Source organism: Trinickia sp., from assembly GCF_051953405.1.
GTDB lineage: Bacteria > Pseudomonadota > Gammaproteobacteria > Burkholderiales > Burkholderiaceae > Trinickia.
Map to the genome: position 1 here is coordinate 207394 of NZ_JBQCIV010000125.1, position 17347 is coordinate 224740.

15 protein-coding genes are annotated in these 17347 nt (G+C 61.0%); 9 read left to right on the forward strand and 6 right to left on the reverse strand.

Going from position 1 to position 17347, the window contains the following annotated elements:
- Positions 1-103: 103 nt before the first annotated feature.
- The 3 genes from ACTHN9_RS22655 to ACTHN9_RS22665 form a co-directional block, all read right to left on the reverse strand.
- Positions 104-817, reverse strand: a complete 714-nt coding sequence (locus ACTHN9_RS22655; protein WP_440539013.1) for a class I SAM-dependent methyltransferase — start codon at positions 815-817, stop codon at positions 104-106.
- Positions 818-1233: 416 nt separating this feature from the next.
- Entirely contained in the window at positions 1234-2490 is a 1257-nt protein-coding gene (locus tag ACTHN9_RS22660; protein ID WP_440539014.1) for an MFS transporter, read from the reverse strand.
- Positions 2491-2628: 138 nt separating this feature from the next.
- On the reverse strand, positions 2629-3537 hold the full coding sequence (locus ACTHN9_RS22665) for a LysR family transcriptional regulator (RefSeq protein ID WP_440539015.1): 909 nt from the start codon (positions 3535-3537) through the stop codon (positions 2629-2631).
- Positions 3538-3836: 299 nt separating this feature from the next.
- Here ACTHN9_RS22665 and ACTHN9_RS22670 point away from each other — a divergent pair, with 299 nt between their 5' ends.
- The 4 genes from ACTHN9_RS22670 to ACTHN9_RS22685 all read left to right on the forward strand — a co-directional run bounded on the left by ACTHN9_RS22670 (position 3837) and on the right by ACTHN9_RS22685 (position 9211).
- The gene (locus ACTHN9_RS22670; protein WP_440539016.1) at positions 3837-5240 is read left to right on the forward strand and encodes a KamA family radical SAM protein; all 1404 of its coding nucleotides are present in this window, start codon (positions 3837-3839) and stop codon (positions 5238-5240) included.
- A gap of 79 nt (positions 5241-5319) precedes the next feature.
- Positions 5320-5658 carry a ferredoxin FdxA gene (gene fdxA, locus ACTHN9_RS22675; protein WP_440539017.1) on the forward strand — a complete coding sequence of 113 codons (339 nt, stop codon included), beginning with the start codon at positions 5320-5322 and terminating at the stop codon, positions 5656-5658.
- 177 nt (positions 5659-5835) lie between these two features.
- Complete coding sequence (locus tag ACTHN9_RS22680; protein ID WP_440539018.1) at positions 5836-7128, forward strand: DUF3422 family protein; 1293 nt, start codon at positions 5836-5838, stop codon at positions 7126-7128.
- Positions 7129-7324: 196 nt separating this feature from the next.
- Positions 7325-9211: a methyl-accepting chemotaxis protein gene (locus ACTHN9_RS22685; protein ID WP_440539019.1), complete on the forward strand. Its 1887-nt coding sequence runs from the start codon at positions 7325-7327 to the stop codon at positions 9209-9211.
- Between the two features lie 65 nt (positions 9212-9276).
- Here the strand turns inward: ACTHN9_RS22685 and ACTHN9_RS22690 are convergent, their stop codons facing one another.
- Both ACTHN9_RS22690 and ACTHN9_RS22695 read right to left on the reverse strand, forming a co-directional pair.
- A complete protein-coding gene (locus ACTHN9_RS22690) occupies positions 9277-9765 on the reverse strand; it encodes a GNAT family N-acetyltransferase (RefSeq protein WP_440539020.1) in 489 nt (162 codons plus the stop codon).
- Positions 9762-10031, reverse strand: a complete 270-nt coding sequence (locus ACTHN9_RS22695) for a DUF1778 domain-containing protein (RefSeq protein ID WP_440539056.1) — start codon at positions 10029-10031, stop codon at positions 9762-9764. Before ACTHN9_RS22695 ends, ACTHN9_RS22690 begins: the two co-directional genes overlap by 4 nt.
- 197 nt (positions 10032-10228) lie before the next feature.
- Here ACTHN9_RS22695 and ACTHN9_RS22700 point away from each other — a divergent pair, with 197 nt between their 5' ends.
- From ACTHN9_RS22700 to ACTHN9_RS22715, 4 genes are read left to right on the forward strand one after another with little or no spacing between them, the layout of a single operon-like run.
- Complete coding sequence (locus tag ACTHN9_RS22700) at positions 10229-11653, forward strand: class I SAM-dependent methyltransferase (protein WP_440539021.1); 1425 nt, start codon at positions 10229-10231, stop codon at positions 11651-11653.
- Between the two features lie 40 nt (positions 11654-11693).
- A complete protein-coding gene (locus ACTHN9_RS22705; RefSeq protein WP_440539057.1) occupies positions 11694-12494 on the forward strand; it encodes a 4'-phosphopantetheinyl transferase family protein in 801 nt (266 codons plus the stop codon).
- Between the two features lie 46 nt (positions 12495-12540).
- A complete protein-coding gene (locus ACTHN9_RS22710) occupies positions 12541-13902 on the forward strand; it encodes an SEL1-like repeat protein (RefSeq protein WP_440539022.1) in 1362 nt (453 codons plus the stop codon).
- A gap of 58 nt (positions 13903-13960) precedes the next feature.
- Positions 13961-14770: a hypothetical protein gene (locus ACTHN9_RS22715; protein ID WP_440539023.1), complete on the forward strand. Its 810-nt coding sequence runs from the start codon at positions 13961-13963 to the stop codon at positions 14768-14770.
- Between the two features lie 16 nt (positions 14771-14786).
- Here ACTHN9_RS22715 and ACTHN9_RS22720 read toward each other — a convergent pair whose 3' ends face one another.
- Positions 14787-15728 (reverse strand): LysR family transcriptional regulator, encoded by a 942-nt coding sequence (locus ACTHN9_RS22720; protein WP_440539024.1) that lies wholly within the window; start codon positions 15726-15728, stop codon positions 14787-14789.
- 105 nt (positions 15729-15833) lie between these two features.
- Between ACTHN9_RS22720 and ACTHN9_RS22725 the strand changes: the two genes are divergently transcribed.
- Positions 15834-17201, forward strand: a complete 1368-nt coding sequence (locus ACTHN9_RS22725) for an aspartate aminotransferase family protein (RefSeq protein ID WP_440539025.1) — start codon at positions 15834-15836, stop codon at positions 17199-17201.
- The last annotated feature ends 146 nt before the right edge of the window (positions 17202-17347 follow it).

Consider the following 17347-nt stretch of genomic DNA (forward strand, 5'->3'; position numbering starts at 1 on the left):
CGCGCCGTGTCGCGCGAATGCTATGCGACGCGGTGGGAGTAAGGTGCGCCGGCCCATGCGGCGCAAGTAGGCTTCGGCTCTTGCGCCGCGCGCGCCGGTGCGCTTAGACCGGCGTCGGATAAAACGTATCGCCCACGACGTCGTCGACCGAAACATCGCCCCATGCGAACGATTCGACGTCGCGGCGTTTCACGCCCAGATATTGGCTGTGGCAATACAGCCCGTGAACCCACCGCCCGCGCAGATACGGATCCGCCAGCGCCGAGAATTTGCCGGCGATGGGATTGGCCATCGTCGCTTCGATACACTCGAATCCTAGCGCGGGCGAAAAGAGCGCGCGCAGCCCCATGTCGCTAAATTGGAAGAAGTGCCAGGGGCGCTCGTGCGATGAAAAGGAAAAGTGCGTTTCCACGAAGAGCGTGCCGCCCACTTTCAACAGTTTCGATATCTCCGAGGCGACCACCCAAGGCATGGCCAAGTGCTCGAATACGGCTGTCGAATAAATGAGATCGAACTTCTCGTCCTCGCGAAAGTAGTGCGACAAGCGATGGGCATCGCCTACCACGTCGACGTTTCGTCCCGGGTAGTAGTCGAAGCCGACATACGTGGCTTTCGTCAGCTTTTCTCGCAGCGTCGACGCGCCGGTCACCTCCCGGCTACCGATCTCGAGTACGCGCATGCCCTCTTTATTCCCCAGCTCGACGCACAGGTTCCCCTGGTTCTGATGCGCATCTTTCAGCCTTCGGGGCGAGGGAACGCTGTTGTCCAACAAGGCACGTGCTATCTCGACATCCGACATGGTCGGCTTGAATTGCAACCTTTTCTCGTTCTGTCCAAACTGTGAGAAATGGATGAACCCCGTAATCAAAGGATTTCGTAACACTTCCTGAGCAACATCCGGGTTGGCTAGCAAGTAACCCAACTCACTGAAGTTCTCGATGGTCGCAAGCTCTGTGATCATTTTATTTGAACGAATGCGTGGTGAAAGTGGATGAAAACGATCTACGCGTCAACCGGCCGGTTTCGCGCCTGCCCATAACGGAATGTTCGCGGAACGGACATTGCCAACGCGCACGCGGATGATAGCTCGCAACGTTTAAAACGGCGTGGCAAACCGGATCGCCGGCAAGTTTATTTCGATCAATGGAATTAGCGCCGCTGCGAAATTGATCCGTTTACTATCTTTTAGTAAACAATTTAACTTTATTTAAACGTATTCGGCCGTGTCGCGCTTCACTGAAACAGCGCCGACGCATCGACGTCGGTCATCCGCTCCAGTTCGTCGCGGCGGCTATCGCAGGCGCGACGGATGGCCGGGCCTTGCGCGATCCACACGGCCAAGGACACCACCGATAGGCCGCCTAGCACCAGGAACGCGACCGAAAATCCAAAGCGGTTTGCGAGCCAGCCCCCGAGCAACGGACTCAGGCAACCGCCCGCACCTTCGATGGCGAGCAGCGTGCCCAGACCGAGATTCACTCGCCCGCTACCGTGCAATAGATGCACGACGAGCGCGGGGACCGCGACGCTTTGCAGCCCCGAGCCCAGGCCGTCAAAAATCTGCACTGGCGCGATACCCCATGGCGTGGTCAGCCAGGCAGCCGTCAACCCGCGTAGCGGCAGCGTGGCAAGCGTGGCGAAAATGACCCACCAGACACCCCAGCGACGAATGAGGCGACACGCGAACATCGCGGCGATCAACATGACGATCTGGGACGTGACGATGTTGGCAGCCGTGATCTGGCTGGCTAAACCGCGATGGGTTGCAGCGACCGCTAGACTGTAGAGCGGCAGCATGGCGGAATTGCCGAGGCTGAATGCGGCCAGCGCGATGGCCAGCAATAACAGCGGCCTATTTTGCAATAACACCCGCACGCTCTGGGCGCGCGCCTCCGATCGATCTTTCTCGTCCTCGTGCGCGAGGCCGCGAGCATAGTGTCGATGGACGGCACGCGCGGGGATCAGCAGCACGGACGCAATGCACACCACACCGAAGATCGCGCTCAACACGAATACATAGGACATGCCGAGCCACCATCCAGCCGCCCCCGATAACGCTGCCGCCGCAATGTTGCCGGCATGGTTGGCGACTTGATTGCGGCCGTATTGCCGGTCGAAACTTCTTCGCCCCATCATGCCCAGCGTCAATCCCGTCAGCGCCGGTCCCATTGCCGAGCCCGCAACGGCCGTCGCGATTTGCGCGGCCATGATCGGCCAGTATCCATGGGAGAGCCACATCAGCGCCGCGGCCACGATCGTCATGGCGCTAGCGCCGACAACAACCGCACGCCGATGGTAGAGGGCATCGACAAGCGCACCGGCGGGAGCGGTCACCGCCATGCCCACGATAGCCCCTATCGTGAGGATCGTGCCTATCGTATCGGCGTGCCACCCGTGCGCTTGCAGATAGATGCCTAGAAAGGGGCCAGCGCCCGCCTGGACATCGGCCGCGCAAAAACTGACCGCCAGCAATGGAATGGTCGGCTTCACTCGAACGCGTTGCGTGTTGTCCTTTCATCCGCGGGCGCATCCGATCCGCTGGTCTCGTGCCTCGGCCCGGCGCACGCGCGCGCTTGCGCAAGCGATCCAGCATGCCTCGTGCCCACGGCCTTGCGGCCCGCTATAGGCCTACAGGCCGCCGCGCTCCACATAGGCATTCGCTGCCGACGACAACCACATTTCGAATGCCTGCAACCACGGCGAATTCTGCTTATGTTCCGGATAGACGAGGTAGTAGCCCTTCTCGCTGCGCAACAGCAAATCGCAAGGGCAAATCAGTTCGCCGGTGGCCAACTCATGGGCGACGAGAAATCGCGGCACGAGCGCGATGCCCAATCCCGCACGCGCCGCCTCCACGAGCATCGAAAAGAGTTCGTAGCGTTGCCCCTTCATGCCGTCGGCGTCGTGAACGCCGGCCTGCGCGAGCCATTGCCGCCAGGCATCGGGGCGGGCGGACTGATGCAACAACGTAAAATCCGCGACCTCGCGCGGGGCAAGGCAGGTCTGCCCTTTCATCAACCGCGGACTGCATACCGCCGTCATCTCCTCCCCAAACAAATATTTGGCGATGGCGCCCGGCCAGATGGGATCGCCGAAATGAATCGCGGCGTCGAACGGCGTGTCGGTAAACAAAAATGGTTCGGCTCGTGTCGCCAAGTTGACGACGATGTCCGCATGTGCCTCGTAAAACTGAGGAAGCCGCGGTATCAGCCATCGTGTCGCAAATGTAGGAATGACCGCCAATTCCAATATGCCGCCAGCATTCCGATGCGCCATCGCCGCCAATGTCGCCCGCTCCATCCGCTCGAGATTGTCTCGAACTTGTTTCGCGTAAAGCTGGCCAGCCTCCGTCAGACTGAGCCGCTTCTTGATCCGATTGAAAAGCGCGACCCCCAGATACTGCTCGAGCATGGCCACTTGTCGCCCGACGGCGCTTTGCGTTAAGGCGAGTTCGTCTGCACTGCGGGTGAAGCTGAGGTGGCGGGCGGCCGCCTCGAATGCGATCAGGGCTTCGATGCTCGGAATCTTTCGTCTCACGGATCCTTCCTCAAACGCACAACGTCGCGAGTTTATATCGTTTGCTCCCGGCAAACCATATCGCAACAATGTCCTTCACATCGCGGTAGATCGTTCAAGTCGCATCGCAGGAAATCGCCAGCCCGGGTAATAGGCCGGCGGCTTCGTCTCGCCCGCGCCGATGGGTGCTGTCCGCCCGTTTTCTCGCGCAATCTCGTAGCACCCGGTCGACACATGCCAGTCCTCAAATGAGTTGTAACGATTTCATTCGTACTCCTTATTTTTTAGATCAACGTCTACTTTCGAATTGAAGGAGCATCATGTCCAACGACACGCCTCCCCAAAAGTTCAAGCCCTACACGCGTCAGACGATCAGCCAGGCTCCGCAATGGCAGTTGCTGTCGGACGAACTGCGCGAAGCGGTGCAGGTCGTCTCTCGGGTCTTGCCGTTCCGGACGAATCAATACGTGATGGACCAACTGATCGATTGGACCGACATTCCCGACGATCCCATTTATCGTCTGACGTTTCCGCATCGGGACATGCTTTCCCCTACGGAGTATTCCCATCTACGCGACCTCGTGCTGGAGAAGAAGGACGAGGCAGCGATCGAAGAAGCCGTGCGCGCGATCCGCATGCGCATGAATCCGCACCCGGCGGGCCAGATGACGCACAATGTCCCGTTTCTGAATGGCCAACCGGTGAACGGGCTACAGCACAAATACAAAGAAACGGTGCTGTTCTTTCCGAGCGCTGGACAGACCTGTCATGCCTACTGCACGTTCTGTTTCCGCTGGCCGCAATTCGTGGGCATGGACGACCTGAAGTTCGACGCGCGCGAATCGAACGAGTTAGTCGAATACCTGAAGCAACACCATGAAGTGACCGACGTTTTGATCACCGGCGGCGATCCCCTGATCATGAACACGCGCTCGCTCGCCGGATATATCGAGCCCTTGCTGGCGCCCGAGCTATCGCATATCCAAAACATTCGCATCGGCACTAAGTCGGTGTCGTATTGGCCGCAACGCTTCGTGACGGACAAGGACTCGGACGACTTGATGCGCCTGTTCGATAAAGTGGTCGCGTCGGGCAAGAATCTCGCAATCATGGGTCACTACAATCACCCGGCGGAACTGCGTCCGGCGATCGCGCAACGCGCGGTCAAGCGTATCGTCTCGTCCGGCGCGACCCTTCGGATGCAAGCACCGCTGATCCGCCACATCAACGAAGATCCCAAGGGATGGGCGGAATTGTGGACGACGGGCGTGCGGCTCGGCGCGATCCCTTATTACCTATTTGTCGAACGCGACACCGGCCCCAGCCATTATTTTCAGTTGCCTCTGGCCAAGGCCTACGAGATTTTCCAGGCAGCCTATCAACGCGTATCCGGGCTGGCTCGCACGGTTCGCGGGCCGTCGATGAGCGCCTTCCCCGGCAAAGTGGTGATCGACGGTATCGTCGAGATCGGCGGCGAAAAAGTGTTCGCCCTTCAGTTTCTGCAAGCACGCAACCCCGATTGGGTGCGCCGGCCCTTCTACGCGAAGTTCGATCCGACCGCAACGTGGCTGCACGATCTGAAGCCTGCGTTCGGCGAAAAGAAGTTCTTCTTCGAAGATGAAGGCATCGCAAGCATCGCGGTGGCTCGCCACTTCGACCACTCGGGTCGGCACGTCTCCGGTACGCCGACCGAATCTAGCTTCGCGATCGCATCCAACGGATGACACGCGCTTCGTTCGACATGGCCGCCGTTGCCGGCGGCGGCCCCCTCTTTAATTGCCCTTCGCTTAATCAGGTGGCTCAATGACTTATGTCGTGACCGAAAGCTGTATCCGTTGCCGCTACACGGATTGCGTCGAAGTATGTCCAACCGATTGTTTTCGCCAAGGTCCCAACTTTCTCGTGATCGATCCGGACGAGTGCATCGATTGCGGCGTCTGTGTGCCCGAGTGTCCGGCCGACGCCATTTTTTCGCAGGAGGAGTTGCCCGAGGCTCAGCAGTCCTTCGTCGAGTTGAATGCTTCTTTGTCGAAACAATGGCCCGTCATTGTCGGCAGGCAGGCACCGTTGCCCGACGCCGACGATTGGAAAGCGGTGCGCGACAAGCTGCAGCATCTCGTTACCGAACCGGTTGCCGGTTAGCCGCTCATCCGAAACCGAATGGCCGCACGACTCTCCCCTATGCGCGCGGCCTTCGAGCATCGTCGCCCGCGAGCGCGCCGCCTGGGAACGCGAGCAATGGCCGCCGCGCGGCCGTCTCGCATTCCCATTTGTCATTTTGCCGCGCTACACTGTCACGCCCGGCTATCGATGCATTTCATGTTCGCGTCCCTCAATCACCCGCTCAGAGATTCGCTCTCGAAAGAACTGCACGCCCGCCCGTTTCTTCGCATCGACGGGCCCGCTTCGTTGAGCCATCTCGCGATCTATTCCGAGCGTGACGAAGAGATTCATATCCGCCTGCTGGCGGCATTGACCGCGGCCATGGGGCTCCCCCCGCCGGCACCGCACAACAATCACTACACGGCGAACAAGGGCGACTGGCAACTGAAGTGGGAGAAGCACACCGAGTTCTCCACTTTCACGTTTGTCCAAACCGCGCCTCACGGCGAGTTATTCTCCGGCGTCGCGATGAGGCACCTTCCCGAGTCGTGGCTCGCTTCGCTGAAAGAAAGCGTCCTTGTCGCCGTTCATGCCGAATTGCGCTGCGGCGAACAAGCAGAGCAAGCCCGCGAACGCGTGGGCGAATGGTTGCCCGGGCCTGTGCTCGTCGGCACCAAGGTGCTCGCGGGAGGCGAAGTCTATTGCGACTGGCTCGTACACGAAGATCACTTCGCGCGCTTCCTCGTCCTCGACCTGGGATTTCGCGAGGCACAAGCCGGCCGGCTCATTCAACGGCTGTTCGAGATCGAGACTTACCGGATGATGGCGCTGCTCGCCCTGCCCGACGCACGCGGTCACAGCCAGTTTCTCGGCAAGCTCGATGCATCGCTTTCCGTTTTCATGCGGCGGATGGAACAACCGGGCAACGATCACGACGACGCGTATCTGCTCCGCGAACTGACTCGGCTTGCCGGCCAAATCGAAGCGCATGCGGGCCTGGAAATGCGCTTCAGCGCATCGGCGGCCTATGAAAAGCTTGTGCTCGCCCGCATTGCCGAGCTTCGCGAAGAGCGAATCGAGGGCTTTCCGACGATCGCGGAATTCATGCAGCGCCGGTTGTTGCCCGCCATGCAAACATGCAGCTCGGTCTGGACTCGCCACCAGCAATCCGCGACGCGCGTGGCGCGGGCCGTCGACCTCTTGCGCACCCGAGTAAATCTGGCACAAGAAGAACATACCACCGCCCTGCTCGAAGGGATGAATCGCACCGCGCGGACGCAGCTGCGCATGCAGCACGCAGTGGAAGGCCTCTCGGTGGCCGCCATCTCTTACTACGTCCTGAACCTTTCCGGTGCGGCGCTGCGGGCGCTCCACGCGGCCCATCTGTCTCTGGACCCGGATATCCTCGAAGGCCTTTTGATCATCCCCGTGGTGGCGGCGGTCGTGCTCTTCACCGGGCGGATCCGCCGCCTCGGTCACGACGTGCCCCAACGAACGGAGCGCAACTAACCGCCCCCACAGGATCGCCGCAGTCCTGCCACCCTCGCTCATTCCATCGGCTGTCTCGGGTTAACCCGCGGACGAGGCAACGCGCGCTCAACCGCCGCCTGGATCTGCCGATAACCCGTTATGTATTGTCCCGTGCAGCGTGGTGCGATTCACCTCCACCGGCTTGCGATTACCCTGCGGCGAGCGTTCCCAAACCATGAAGTTTCCCTCATCGATTGCATTTAAGATCAGCGCGGCATCGAGTGTCTCGCTGGCGATTACCGTCGTGATGTTGACGACGGTAGGCTCGATCAATGTTCGTCAGCAAGCCGTCGACGCCTTCGAAAGCTCGAGCAGCGCCAAGATCAGTCAAGCCGACGAGGCGTTGGACATGACCTTCCACGACTTCGAGGACAATCTCAACTACATCACGGCACTCGCGCCGCTGCAGGCGGCAGACGACAGTCTCACGAACTATTTCACGCACGGCGAAATGACTGCGGACGGTCATGGCCCGGTCGAAACGGCGATCTTCAATACGTTCAAACAGTTCGGCGACAGCCATCCGAGCTTGCGTTACCTCGATGTCGGCACAAAATCGGGCGGCTACGTGCAATGGCCGATCGAAAGCTTTCCGAGCGGCCACTATGACCCCCGCGTCCGCCCCTGGTACCAGTTGGCGATGGCCACGCCCGACAAGGTGGTCCGGCCCGCGCCCTACCTCAATGCGGCGAGCGAGGGCGGAGTGTGCATTTCGTTCTCCAAGACATTGAAGAACCCGCAAGGCGAAATCATCGGCGTAGTGGAAGCCGATATCACGCTCGACGCGTTCGCGAAGGCGATGAGCAGCATCCATTTCGGCAAAACCGGATACGTCATGGTGGCCGATAGCAGTGGAAAGGTTTTACTCGATCCGCGCGACAAATCGCATGGGTTCAAGGAACTCAAGAGTCTTGGCGGAGGCTATCAGCAACTTGCCGATGCGCCCGATGGCTTGGCGTCGGTGGACATGGAGGGTACAGCCTATCGCGCGTACGTCTACACGTCGCCGCACAATGGCTGGAAGTACTACGCACTGGTTCCGAACGCGGAAATGATGGCGGGCGCCAATCGCCTGACCCTCATGTTGATCGGTAGCGGGCTGCTGATATTGGCCATCGCGCTTGCGGTCACGATTGCGCTGGGTCGTCGCATGACGTCGCCGTTGCGCCACCTGGCCGGCTCCATGCGCGAGATCGCTAGCGGCGACGGCGACATGACTCGACGCTTGCCGCAGGACAGTCACGACGAAGTCGGCCTTCTCGCGACGCAGTTCAATGCCTTCGTCGAGAAACTGCATGGCGTGTTGGTCAAGGTCATGGCGAGCAGCCGCGAGTTCGAGGTGGCTGCTAGCGAAGTCTCCGTGGGCAACGGCGATCTGTCTGCGCGCACGGAGCAGCAAGCCGCTTCGATTCAACAAACCGCGGCAACGATGGAACAGCTCGCCAGCACGGTACGCGAAACGGCCGCGAAGGCAACCAACGTCAACAACGTCGCGGCAGGGGCAGTGGAAGTCGCGCGCCGCGGCAACGAAGCCGTCTCCACCGCGGCGAAGACGATGGGCACCGCCGTCGAGCAGTCCGGCCGCATCGAGGGTATCGTCGCGATGATCGAAGGCATCGCCTTCCAGACGAACATTCTGGCGTTGAATGCCGCCGTCGAATCGGCGCGCGCGGGCGAAAGCGGTCGCGGGTTTGCCGTCGTGGCCTCCGAGGTCCGCAATCTTGCACAGCGTTCGACCAATGCCGCCAAGGAAATCAAGGTATTGCTGGATGCATCGGTGCAGAACGTGAGAGCCGGCGCGCAGCAGGTCGATGTGGCCGGCCGTACGATTGCGGAACTGACGCACGCGATCGACAACGTGGCCTCGATCACTGCCGACATCTCGGCCTCGGCACACGATCAAAGCCGTTCGATCGACGAGATCAATCAGGCGGTCTCGTCGATGGATCAATCGACGCAGCAAAATGCCGCGCTGGTGGAGGAAATCGCTGCCGCATCGCAGTCGCTGAAAGCACAGGGGCGCGAACTGCATACCACCGTGAGCTTCTTCAAGCTGGATTGACTCGCGTTCGCCACGGGAGGCACGACGGGACTTCCCGTGGCGCAGATTGGTCGTTAGCGTGAAGACTACTTGATCGATGCCAACGGCAAAAACAACGCCAACGGATCGTCAAGCAATTGCATGAATCCGAAATGCCGATAAAAGTCGGCCGCCGATTCATCTTTCGCGTCGACGATTAAGGCAACCGCGGGAATCTCCGACTTCGCGGCCCTCTGCAGCGCGTTAGCGAGCAATGCGGCCCCTAATCCTCGCCCCCGGTACTTCGCGTCGACCGCTAGTCGCCCCATGCGAATCGCAGGGATCGATGGATACCGCGGCAGCTTGCGCGCCACTGCCTGGGGGAGGTCCGCGAGCGCCACGCTGGCAGCCGAAAGCGTGTAGTAGCCAACAACCACGTTATCGTCGAGCATCGCAAAGCATGCGGCCAGGCGTCGCCGGACATCCTGCGTAACAACTTCGCGGAGGTAGCGGTCGAGGGCAGGCGTCCCACAATCGAAGCGGGAACGATCGTGGAGAGAACCGAGTGCGGCAACAACAAGTTGTCCCGCACTCATTCGTTGCGCAACAATCGATCGTGATTGGTAAGTGCTCGCTTAAGCGCATCGACAGGCTCGGCCGGCGACAGAATAGCATCGGCAAAGCGCTGTGAATCCACTAGCGACAAGCGAATGACCTCGGCATCGGCAATCGCGCGTTGCGCGGCTTCACGGGCGGCCGATACGACGAAGTCGGTCATCGTACGCCCTTGAATTTCAGCGGCACGCCGAATCACTGCATGGATCTCCGCTTCGATCCGAGCCTCAAAACGAGTAGTAGTCACAATTCTGTACCTCCCATTCGCGACTGTACGGAAATTTGCCGGGTCCGTCAAGGCCCGTACGGAAATTTGCCGGATCATCGTCTGTCACCCGCGCTCGTGGCGCCCGATTTGCCGACATCGCGCCACCCGGCAAACCTCGCCGCGCTTGCCGTCTGTCGCACCATGCTAAGCTCGCCCGGAACGGAAACCTCCCTCTCATGCACGCACCCGCCCCTTCCTCCGGCTACCTCAGCGACGTCACGTTCCCGGACCGCTTCCATCGCGAGTTGTCCCCCGCGTGGCTGAACTACGCCAGCGTACTGGGCGGCGCTCGGCCGAAGGCGCTGGACCGGCCGTTCCGCTACCTCGACCTCGGTTGCGGCTTCGCCCATTCGACCGTCGTCAACGCGGCCGCCTTCCCGCACGCCGAGTTTCACGCCTGCGATTTCAATCCGGCCCACATCGAAGCGGCCCAGCGACGCGCGGCCCAGCTCGGGGCCGGCAACGTCGTCTTCCACGAAGCCAGCTTCGAGGCGCTGCTCGAACAAGACCTGCCGACGTTCGACTTCATCGTCATGCACGGCATCTATAGCTGGGTAGACGCCGACGTTCGGCGCGTGGTTCGGGCATTGATCTCGCGCCGGCTTGCCGAGAACGGGCTCGTCTACCTGAGCTACAACTGCCAGCCGGGCTGGTCGGCCGAAGCGCCGCTACGCAAGTTGATGCTCGAATTGGCGCAGGCGGCGCAAGGGGGAATCGAATCGCGCACGGGCAGCGCGATTGCCGCCATGCAAGCGCTCGGCAATCCGAGCTTTCGCTACTTTCGCGACAATCCGAGCGTCACGGACGCGCTGACGGCGCTCGCGAAAAGCCCCATCGATTACCTCGCCCACGAATATCTGAACGGCACGTGGGAGATCCATTATTCGGTGGATGTCATCGATCAAATGGCCGAGGCGGGTCTTGGCTACGCGGGCAGTGCGACGCTAGCGGACAATCACCCAGCACTCCTGATGGACCGCCAAGCCGCCGAGACGATCGCAGCCATGCCGAATGCGCGGCTGCGGCATTTGGCTGAGGACTACGCCGTCAATCGGCGATTTCGCCGCGACGTGTTCGTGCGCGGTGCGCGTGCGGGCCAGTCGCAAGCCGAAGCGCTGCGCCATCTCGAAGCGTTGCCGATCGGCTGCGTGTCCGACATCGAGCAGATCGACACGCGCGTCGCGATACCGCGCGGCATGCTGAGTTTCCAGACCGAATTCATCGCCGACTTGCGCACGTTGATGCAAAGCGGCTCGATGCGAATCGGCGACATCGTGGCGCGCCTCGGCAGCGGCGGCCATAACCGGCGAGACATCCTGCAGAATCTGTTGTACCTCGTCGCAAGCGGTGCCCTGACACCGTTCGCACAGGCAGGCGGCTATGTAGAGGAAGGCGCGCGCCGCACCGCCAGCCCCGCGGTGGCCGCCGCGCTAGCGTGCTGCGTCGGCGACGAGGCCCCGACACTCGTGCCCTGCGAGGCGTTGGGAAACGGCGTCTCGGTCAGCCGCACGGAAGCCACGCAGGCCCAGCGTTGGCTCGCCGGCGAGCAGGTGGAACGCCCCGCTCGGCTTGCACGACTGCGCATGCTGTGCGGCGCTTGACCTCTCGGGCAAATAACGATCGATCGAACCCATAGTGCTAATGGAATTAGGCTGCCGCATTCTCGAACAATTGCCGCTCGTTCAGGGCGACGTCGATATCTGGGTCGCTTTAGTCGAGCAAGTGGCCGACACCGACCTCGCCGCTCGATTCGATACGTTATTGACCGAGGAGGAGCGCAACAAGCACGCGAAATTCTTCTTCGACAAGGACCGGCGCCGCTACTTGGCAACGCGCTCGCTCGTCCGCTATGTGCTGTCCCGCTATGTTCCGATCCGGCCGGTGGATTGGCGCTTCGACGCGACGTCTTTCGGCCGCCCCGTCATCGCCAACGTCCATCCCGGCGTCGCGGGCTTGAGTTTCAACATCTCGCATTCCGATCGCGTGATCGTACTGGCCGTGACGCGCGACCGCCATATCGGAATCGACGTCGAAGACCTGAGCCGCAGAGCACCGCTCGATATCGCCGATAGCTTCTTCTCCTCGGACGAGGCGAGTCAATTGCGATCGCTGCCGGCAGATGCACAGCCTCGACGTTTCTTCGATTTCTGGACGCTGAAGGAGAGTTATATCAAGGCGCGCGGCAAGGGGCTTTCGCTGCCGCTCGATCAGTTCGGCTTCGATTTGCGCGGCGATGGCCCGGTGCGGGTGCGGTTCGACGCCGATCTCGACGATACGCCCGGGCATTGGACGTTCTGGCAATGGCGTCCCACGGCGGATTGCCTCGCGGCGCTTTGCGTTGAAAACCGGCCGAATGCAACCGCTCGCGTCACTGTGCGGCGATCGATTCCCTTTGTCTGCGACGAAAACGTTGGCTTCGATGTCGTACGGAAATCCCTTTGACCGAAGGGACGACCGTCTAACTTCACTCATGACAACAAGAATGACCGTGCCTGTCTCCCGCGCTATGGGTTACCGCAATCTCCGCGAGGGTTCGCGTCGTTTCGCCGCCGCCCTGCTTTCGCTTGCCGGCTTCGTCGGCGCGGGACTCGCGCATGCGGACGTCGACGCCGCGCAACACGCGCTCCCAGAAAACAAGACCGCGCAGGCGATCGCGCAGTATCGATCGCTTGCCGCCGCGGGCAACCCGACGGCGCAAACGAGCTTGGGCATGTTGTACATGCGTGGCCTCGGCGTACCGCGCGACATCACCGCGGCGGTCCATTGGCTCAGTCTTGCGGCGGATAAGGATGCCTCGGCGGCATTTTTGCTCGGCTCCATTTATCAAGCCGGGAATGGCGTGCCGCGCAACGCGGCGAAAGCGCTTGAATACTTCGATAAAGCGCAATCGCTTGGCTCCGTGTTGGCGGAAAACAGTATCGGTGCCGTCTATCAAACTGGCGGGCCCGGCGTCAAGATCGACTATGCGCAGGCAGTGCTTCATTTTCGCAAGGCGGCCGCAGCCAACATTGCGCAAGCGTTCACGAACCTAGGCCACTGCTATGCCGGCGGCTTGGGCGTCCCCGTCGATAAGAAGCTGGCCTATCAGGCCTATCGCAAAGCCGCCGATTTAGGCGAACCTAATGCCTTCGCCGATCTCGCGGCACTCCTGTACGAAGGCGTCGACGGCAAGCCCGACTATGCCGCTGCCATGCAGTGGTATCGACGCGCGGCTGCACGCGGTCTGCCGGCTGGGGAAGCGGGTATCGGATTTCTCTACGAGCATGGCGCGGGCGTCGAAAAGGATCTGAGCACCGCCTACAGTTGGTACCTGTTGGCCGCGGAACATGGCAACGCGGGTGCGCAAGTGTCGGTGGGCCGACTCCTGATAAGGGGAGAAGGCGTTACCGCAAACGCGCAACAGGGCCTGAAGTGGATCCGGCAAGCCGCGCAGAGCGGCGATGCACATGCGCAATCGGTGTACGGTCTGATCTACCAGCAAGGGATCGCCGTCCCGAAAGACTATGCCGCGGCAATCAAATGGCTCAAGCCCGCCGCGATGGCCGGCGATGTTCACGCGCAATTCGGATTGGGCTGGGCCTACATGACCGGCCTCGGCATCAAAAAAGACGAGCGCCTCGGCTACACATGGGAATCGATTGCGGCCGCGCGAGGGTACAAGTTCGCTGAAAGCAACTTGGATGGCAATGCGGCTTACCTGACCGCCGAAGAGTACATGCAAGCGAAGGCCGCGGCCGAGCGTTGGAAAGTGGGCGAGGACGTCGATTTGGCGCCCGAACCGCCAGGGCGGGCGGGACTCGTCCGGGCGTTAAGTTTAAACGCGCCGTTTCTGCCTGGCCTTGGCCCGTAGTCGATCGGCAGACCCTGCCCGTAGATGGCTTCGACACTTCCTTCCTTCGTTGACACCCATGCGCAAACCCGCCGCCGTAACAGGAATCGCATACATCCAATTCCTGACGATCTGGAACATGATCAAGACGTTCGACACGCCGCTTGTCGGCAGAACCCCTCTTTACCTCGGCTCCTGGCTATCGCCCCATGGTCAGTGGGCGTACTACCGTATTGAGGTCATCGTCACGATAATCGCGACGGTTGGCCTGATGCTTGGACGCAATGGGTCTCGTTGGCTCCTCCTGATCGGGGCACTTGCGGGTTGGATAGTCGCTGTCCCGGTTCGCAATATGCAAGGGATCCCGCTGTATCTCGCCTCCCTGCTGTTCGGATCGATCCTATTGAGCCTGCTATTCCTGGCGCCTTCGGCAAGGCTCTATTTTTCCCTTCCGCGCAGGGAAAAGGCCCCGATCTCCCTACGCGGCTTTTTTGCGGGGGTGTTCTATGCCACCGGTGCGCTCATCATCTATTCGTTAACGCTGTTCTGCTTCTTGAATAGGAGTCCGCTCTGGCTAACGCTTATCGTATTGCTTGGGCTGCCCGTGCCTTTTCTCTCGCTAGGCATGGCGGTTCGCAAGAATTTGTCCGTCGCGTACCGCGAGGGCGCAATCGTCCTGGTTGCGACGGCGTTGTTTCTGCTATTTCAATTTCTCGCGAAGTGGCTTTTGCTCCGCATCGCGAGCCCCGAGTCGCTAGCGCTCGTCGACCTCGAACAAGCATTGGGCGTCACCGTCATCGTTGCGGCGCTGGGGCTAGGGCTCGCGCGTGCGTCGATGCATCTGGGCCGGCGGGACCGCATTCGCACCGATGAAATAGCGGCACGTTAGGGCAACCGGCCAGCACTCAACCCGATCCCGCATGCGCCGCTTCCAGGCAGGCCTGAAACAGCAACGCCGCGCGCGACGGACGCGGCGAGCGGCGCGTAAGTCCCACATATCGGCACTCGTAATGGAAGCGCTGCGGCGCGACGGCGCGCAGCAATCCCTTCTGCTCGAAACTCTCCGCGTAGTGGTCGGGTAAAAAACCTAAAAACCGCCCCGATAGGACCAACGTCGCGATCGCTTCTTGATCGAAGGCGGTCGCACGGCGCGTCAGCTTCGCGCGGTGGCTGAATTCCATATTCGGCGAATGAAAACCGAGGCCCGCGAACGCATGCGTACGAATGGCATTCCACGTCAATCGACTATGCGACGTATCGAAAAGCGGATGCGCCTTGCCGCAATAGAGCAGCATTTGCTCATCGAACAGGTTCGTATAGGCGAGGCTTTTTGAGCTACGATGCGCCGGAATGATCCCGACTTGATAACTCCCGTCGATCACGCCGCGTTCCACCTCGTTGATAGAGGCGACGTGGAAGTTCAAGGTGACGTCCGGGGCATCGTCGACGAATTGCCGGATCGCGTCGCCGATCCGAGCACGCGGATTCGTGGCGGTTTTGTCGAATACAGCGATATGCAGCTCGCCCCCCATCCTGTCGTGGATGCCGTCGATTCGACTGCGGAATGCCTCGATCGACGAAAGCAAAACCAGCGTCTCCTCGTACACCGTCTGCCCCTCGGGCGTCAGCGTAAACCCTGCCCGCCCGCGCCTACACAACACGAGCCCGAGGCGCGTTTCCAGATCCTTCACGTGGCGGCTGATCGTGGAAATGCCGATGTTCAAATCGAGTTCCGCGGCCGCCATACCGCCGCATTGCACCACCGCCTTGAACACGCGCAGGAGCCGCAGATCCATGTCGCTGAGCTGTCCGAGCAACGCGCGGCTCTTGGCTTGTTTTACTTGCATGGATTGGAAAGTAAAGATTGATATTGCGATATCGAAGAGACTAATCGGCGGATCGACAATATGCAACACACACCACTTTCGAGGGGCGCATCGCGCCGACCGCACATGACCGATCTGACCGAGATCAAAAACGCGCTGGCGCAAGACGCTGGCGAAGTTCGCACCGATGCTGCGTGGCTCGAGGCGCATTGGATGCCTTTTACCGCGAATCGACAGTTCAAAGCCGATCCGCGGATCGTCGTCGCGGGCCAAGGGGCCTACTACACGGACGTCGACGGCAGGAAAATCTTCGACGGCCTGTCGGGCTTGTGGTGCTGCGGGCTCGGCCACGGACGCACCGAAATCACCGAGGCGATCAGCCGCCAAGCCGCGCAGCTCGACTATGCGCCGGCCTTTCAGTTCGGGCATCCGAAATCGTTCGAGCTGGCCAACAAGATCAAGGCATTGACCCCGGCGGGTTTGGACTATGTTTTCTTCACAGGCTCGGGTTCGGAATCGGCCGACACTTCGCTCAAGATGGCCCGGGCCTATTGGCGAGCCAAAGGTAAAGGGACGAAGACGCGCCTGATCGGCCGCGAGAAGGGTTATCACGGCGTGAACTTCGGCGGCATTTCGGTGGGCGGTATCGGCCCGAACCGCAAGCTGTTCGGGCAAGGGATCGATGCCGATTTCCTGCCGCATACGCAGTTGCCGGAAAACAAGTTCTCGCGCGGCTTGCCCGAGCACGGTGCCGAATTGGCGGACCGGCTGCTGGATTTGATCGCGCTACATGACGCCTCGAACATCGCGGCCGTCATTGTCGAGCCGTTCTCCGGCTCGGCGGGCGTGGTGGTGCCGCCGAAGGGCTATCTGCAACGTCTACGCGAGATTTGTACGGCGCACGACATCTTGCTGATTTTCGATGAAGTGATCACGGGCTTTGGCCGTACGGGTGCGATGACGGGCGCGGCGTTCTTCGGCGTGACGCCCGACATCATGAATTTTGCGAAGCAGGTGACCAACGGCGCCCAACCGCTTGGCGCGGTTGTGGCGAACAAAGAGATTTACGACACGTTCATGGCGGCGGGCGGGCCCGAATACCTGGTCGAGTTCCCGCATGGGTATACGTACTCGGCGCATCCCATCGCCTGCGCGGCCGGCGTCGCGGCACTCGATCTGCTAGCGAAGGAAGACGGCGTTGGCCGAGTGCGCGAGCTGGCACCGCACTTCGAGGCGGCGGTGCATGGGCTGAAAGGCCAACGCCATATTGTGGACATCCGCAACTGCGGCTTGGCTGCGGGCATTACGATCGAGCACAAGCCCGGGGAGCCGGCGCTGCGGCCTTTCCAAATCGCGATGCAGTGTTGGAAGAAAGGTTTTTATGTCCGCTTCGGCGGCGACACGATTCAGTTGGCCCCGCCGTTCATCGCCGAACGGGCGCAAATCGACGACTTGGTGAGCGCGCTGTCGGATGCGTTGGGTAAGGTCGATTGATAAAGCGTTCACCCGGCGCGTGAGGATGTTCGGGACACGCGCCGGGGCAAAATCGTCTCCAGCAGACGCGTCGTGGTGGCCACGTCCGGCATATCGGATAAGCGTGCGGCATTGGCACCGATTCCTGTCATGCCATTGGGTGGCCG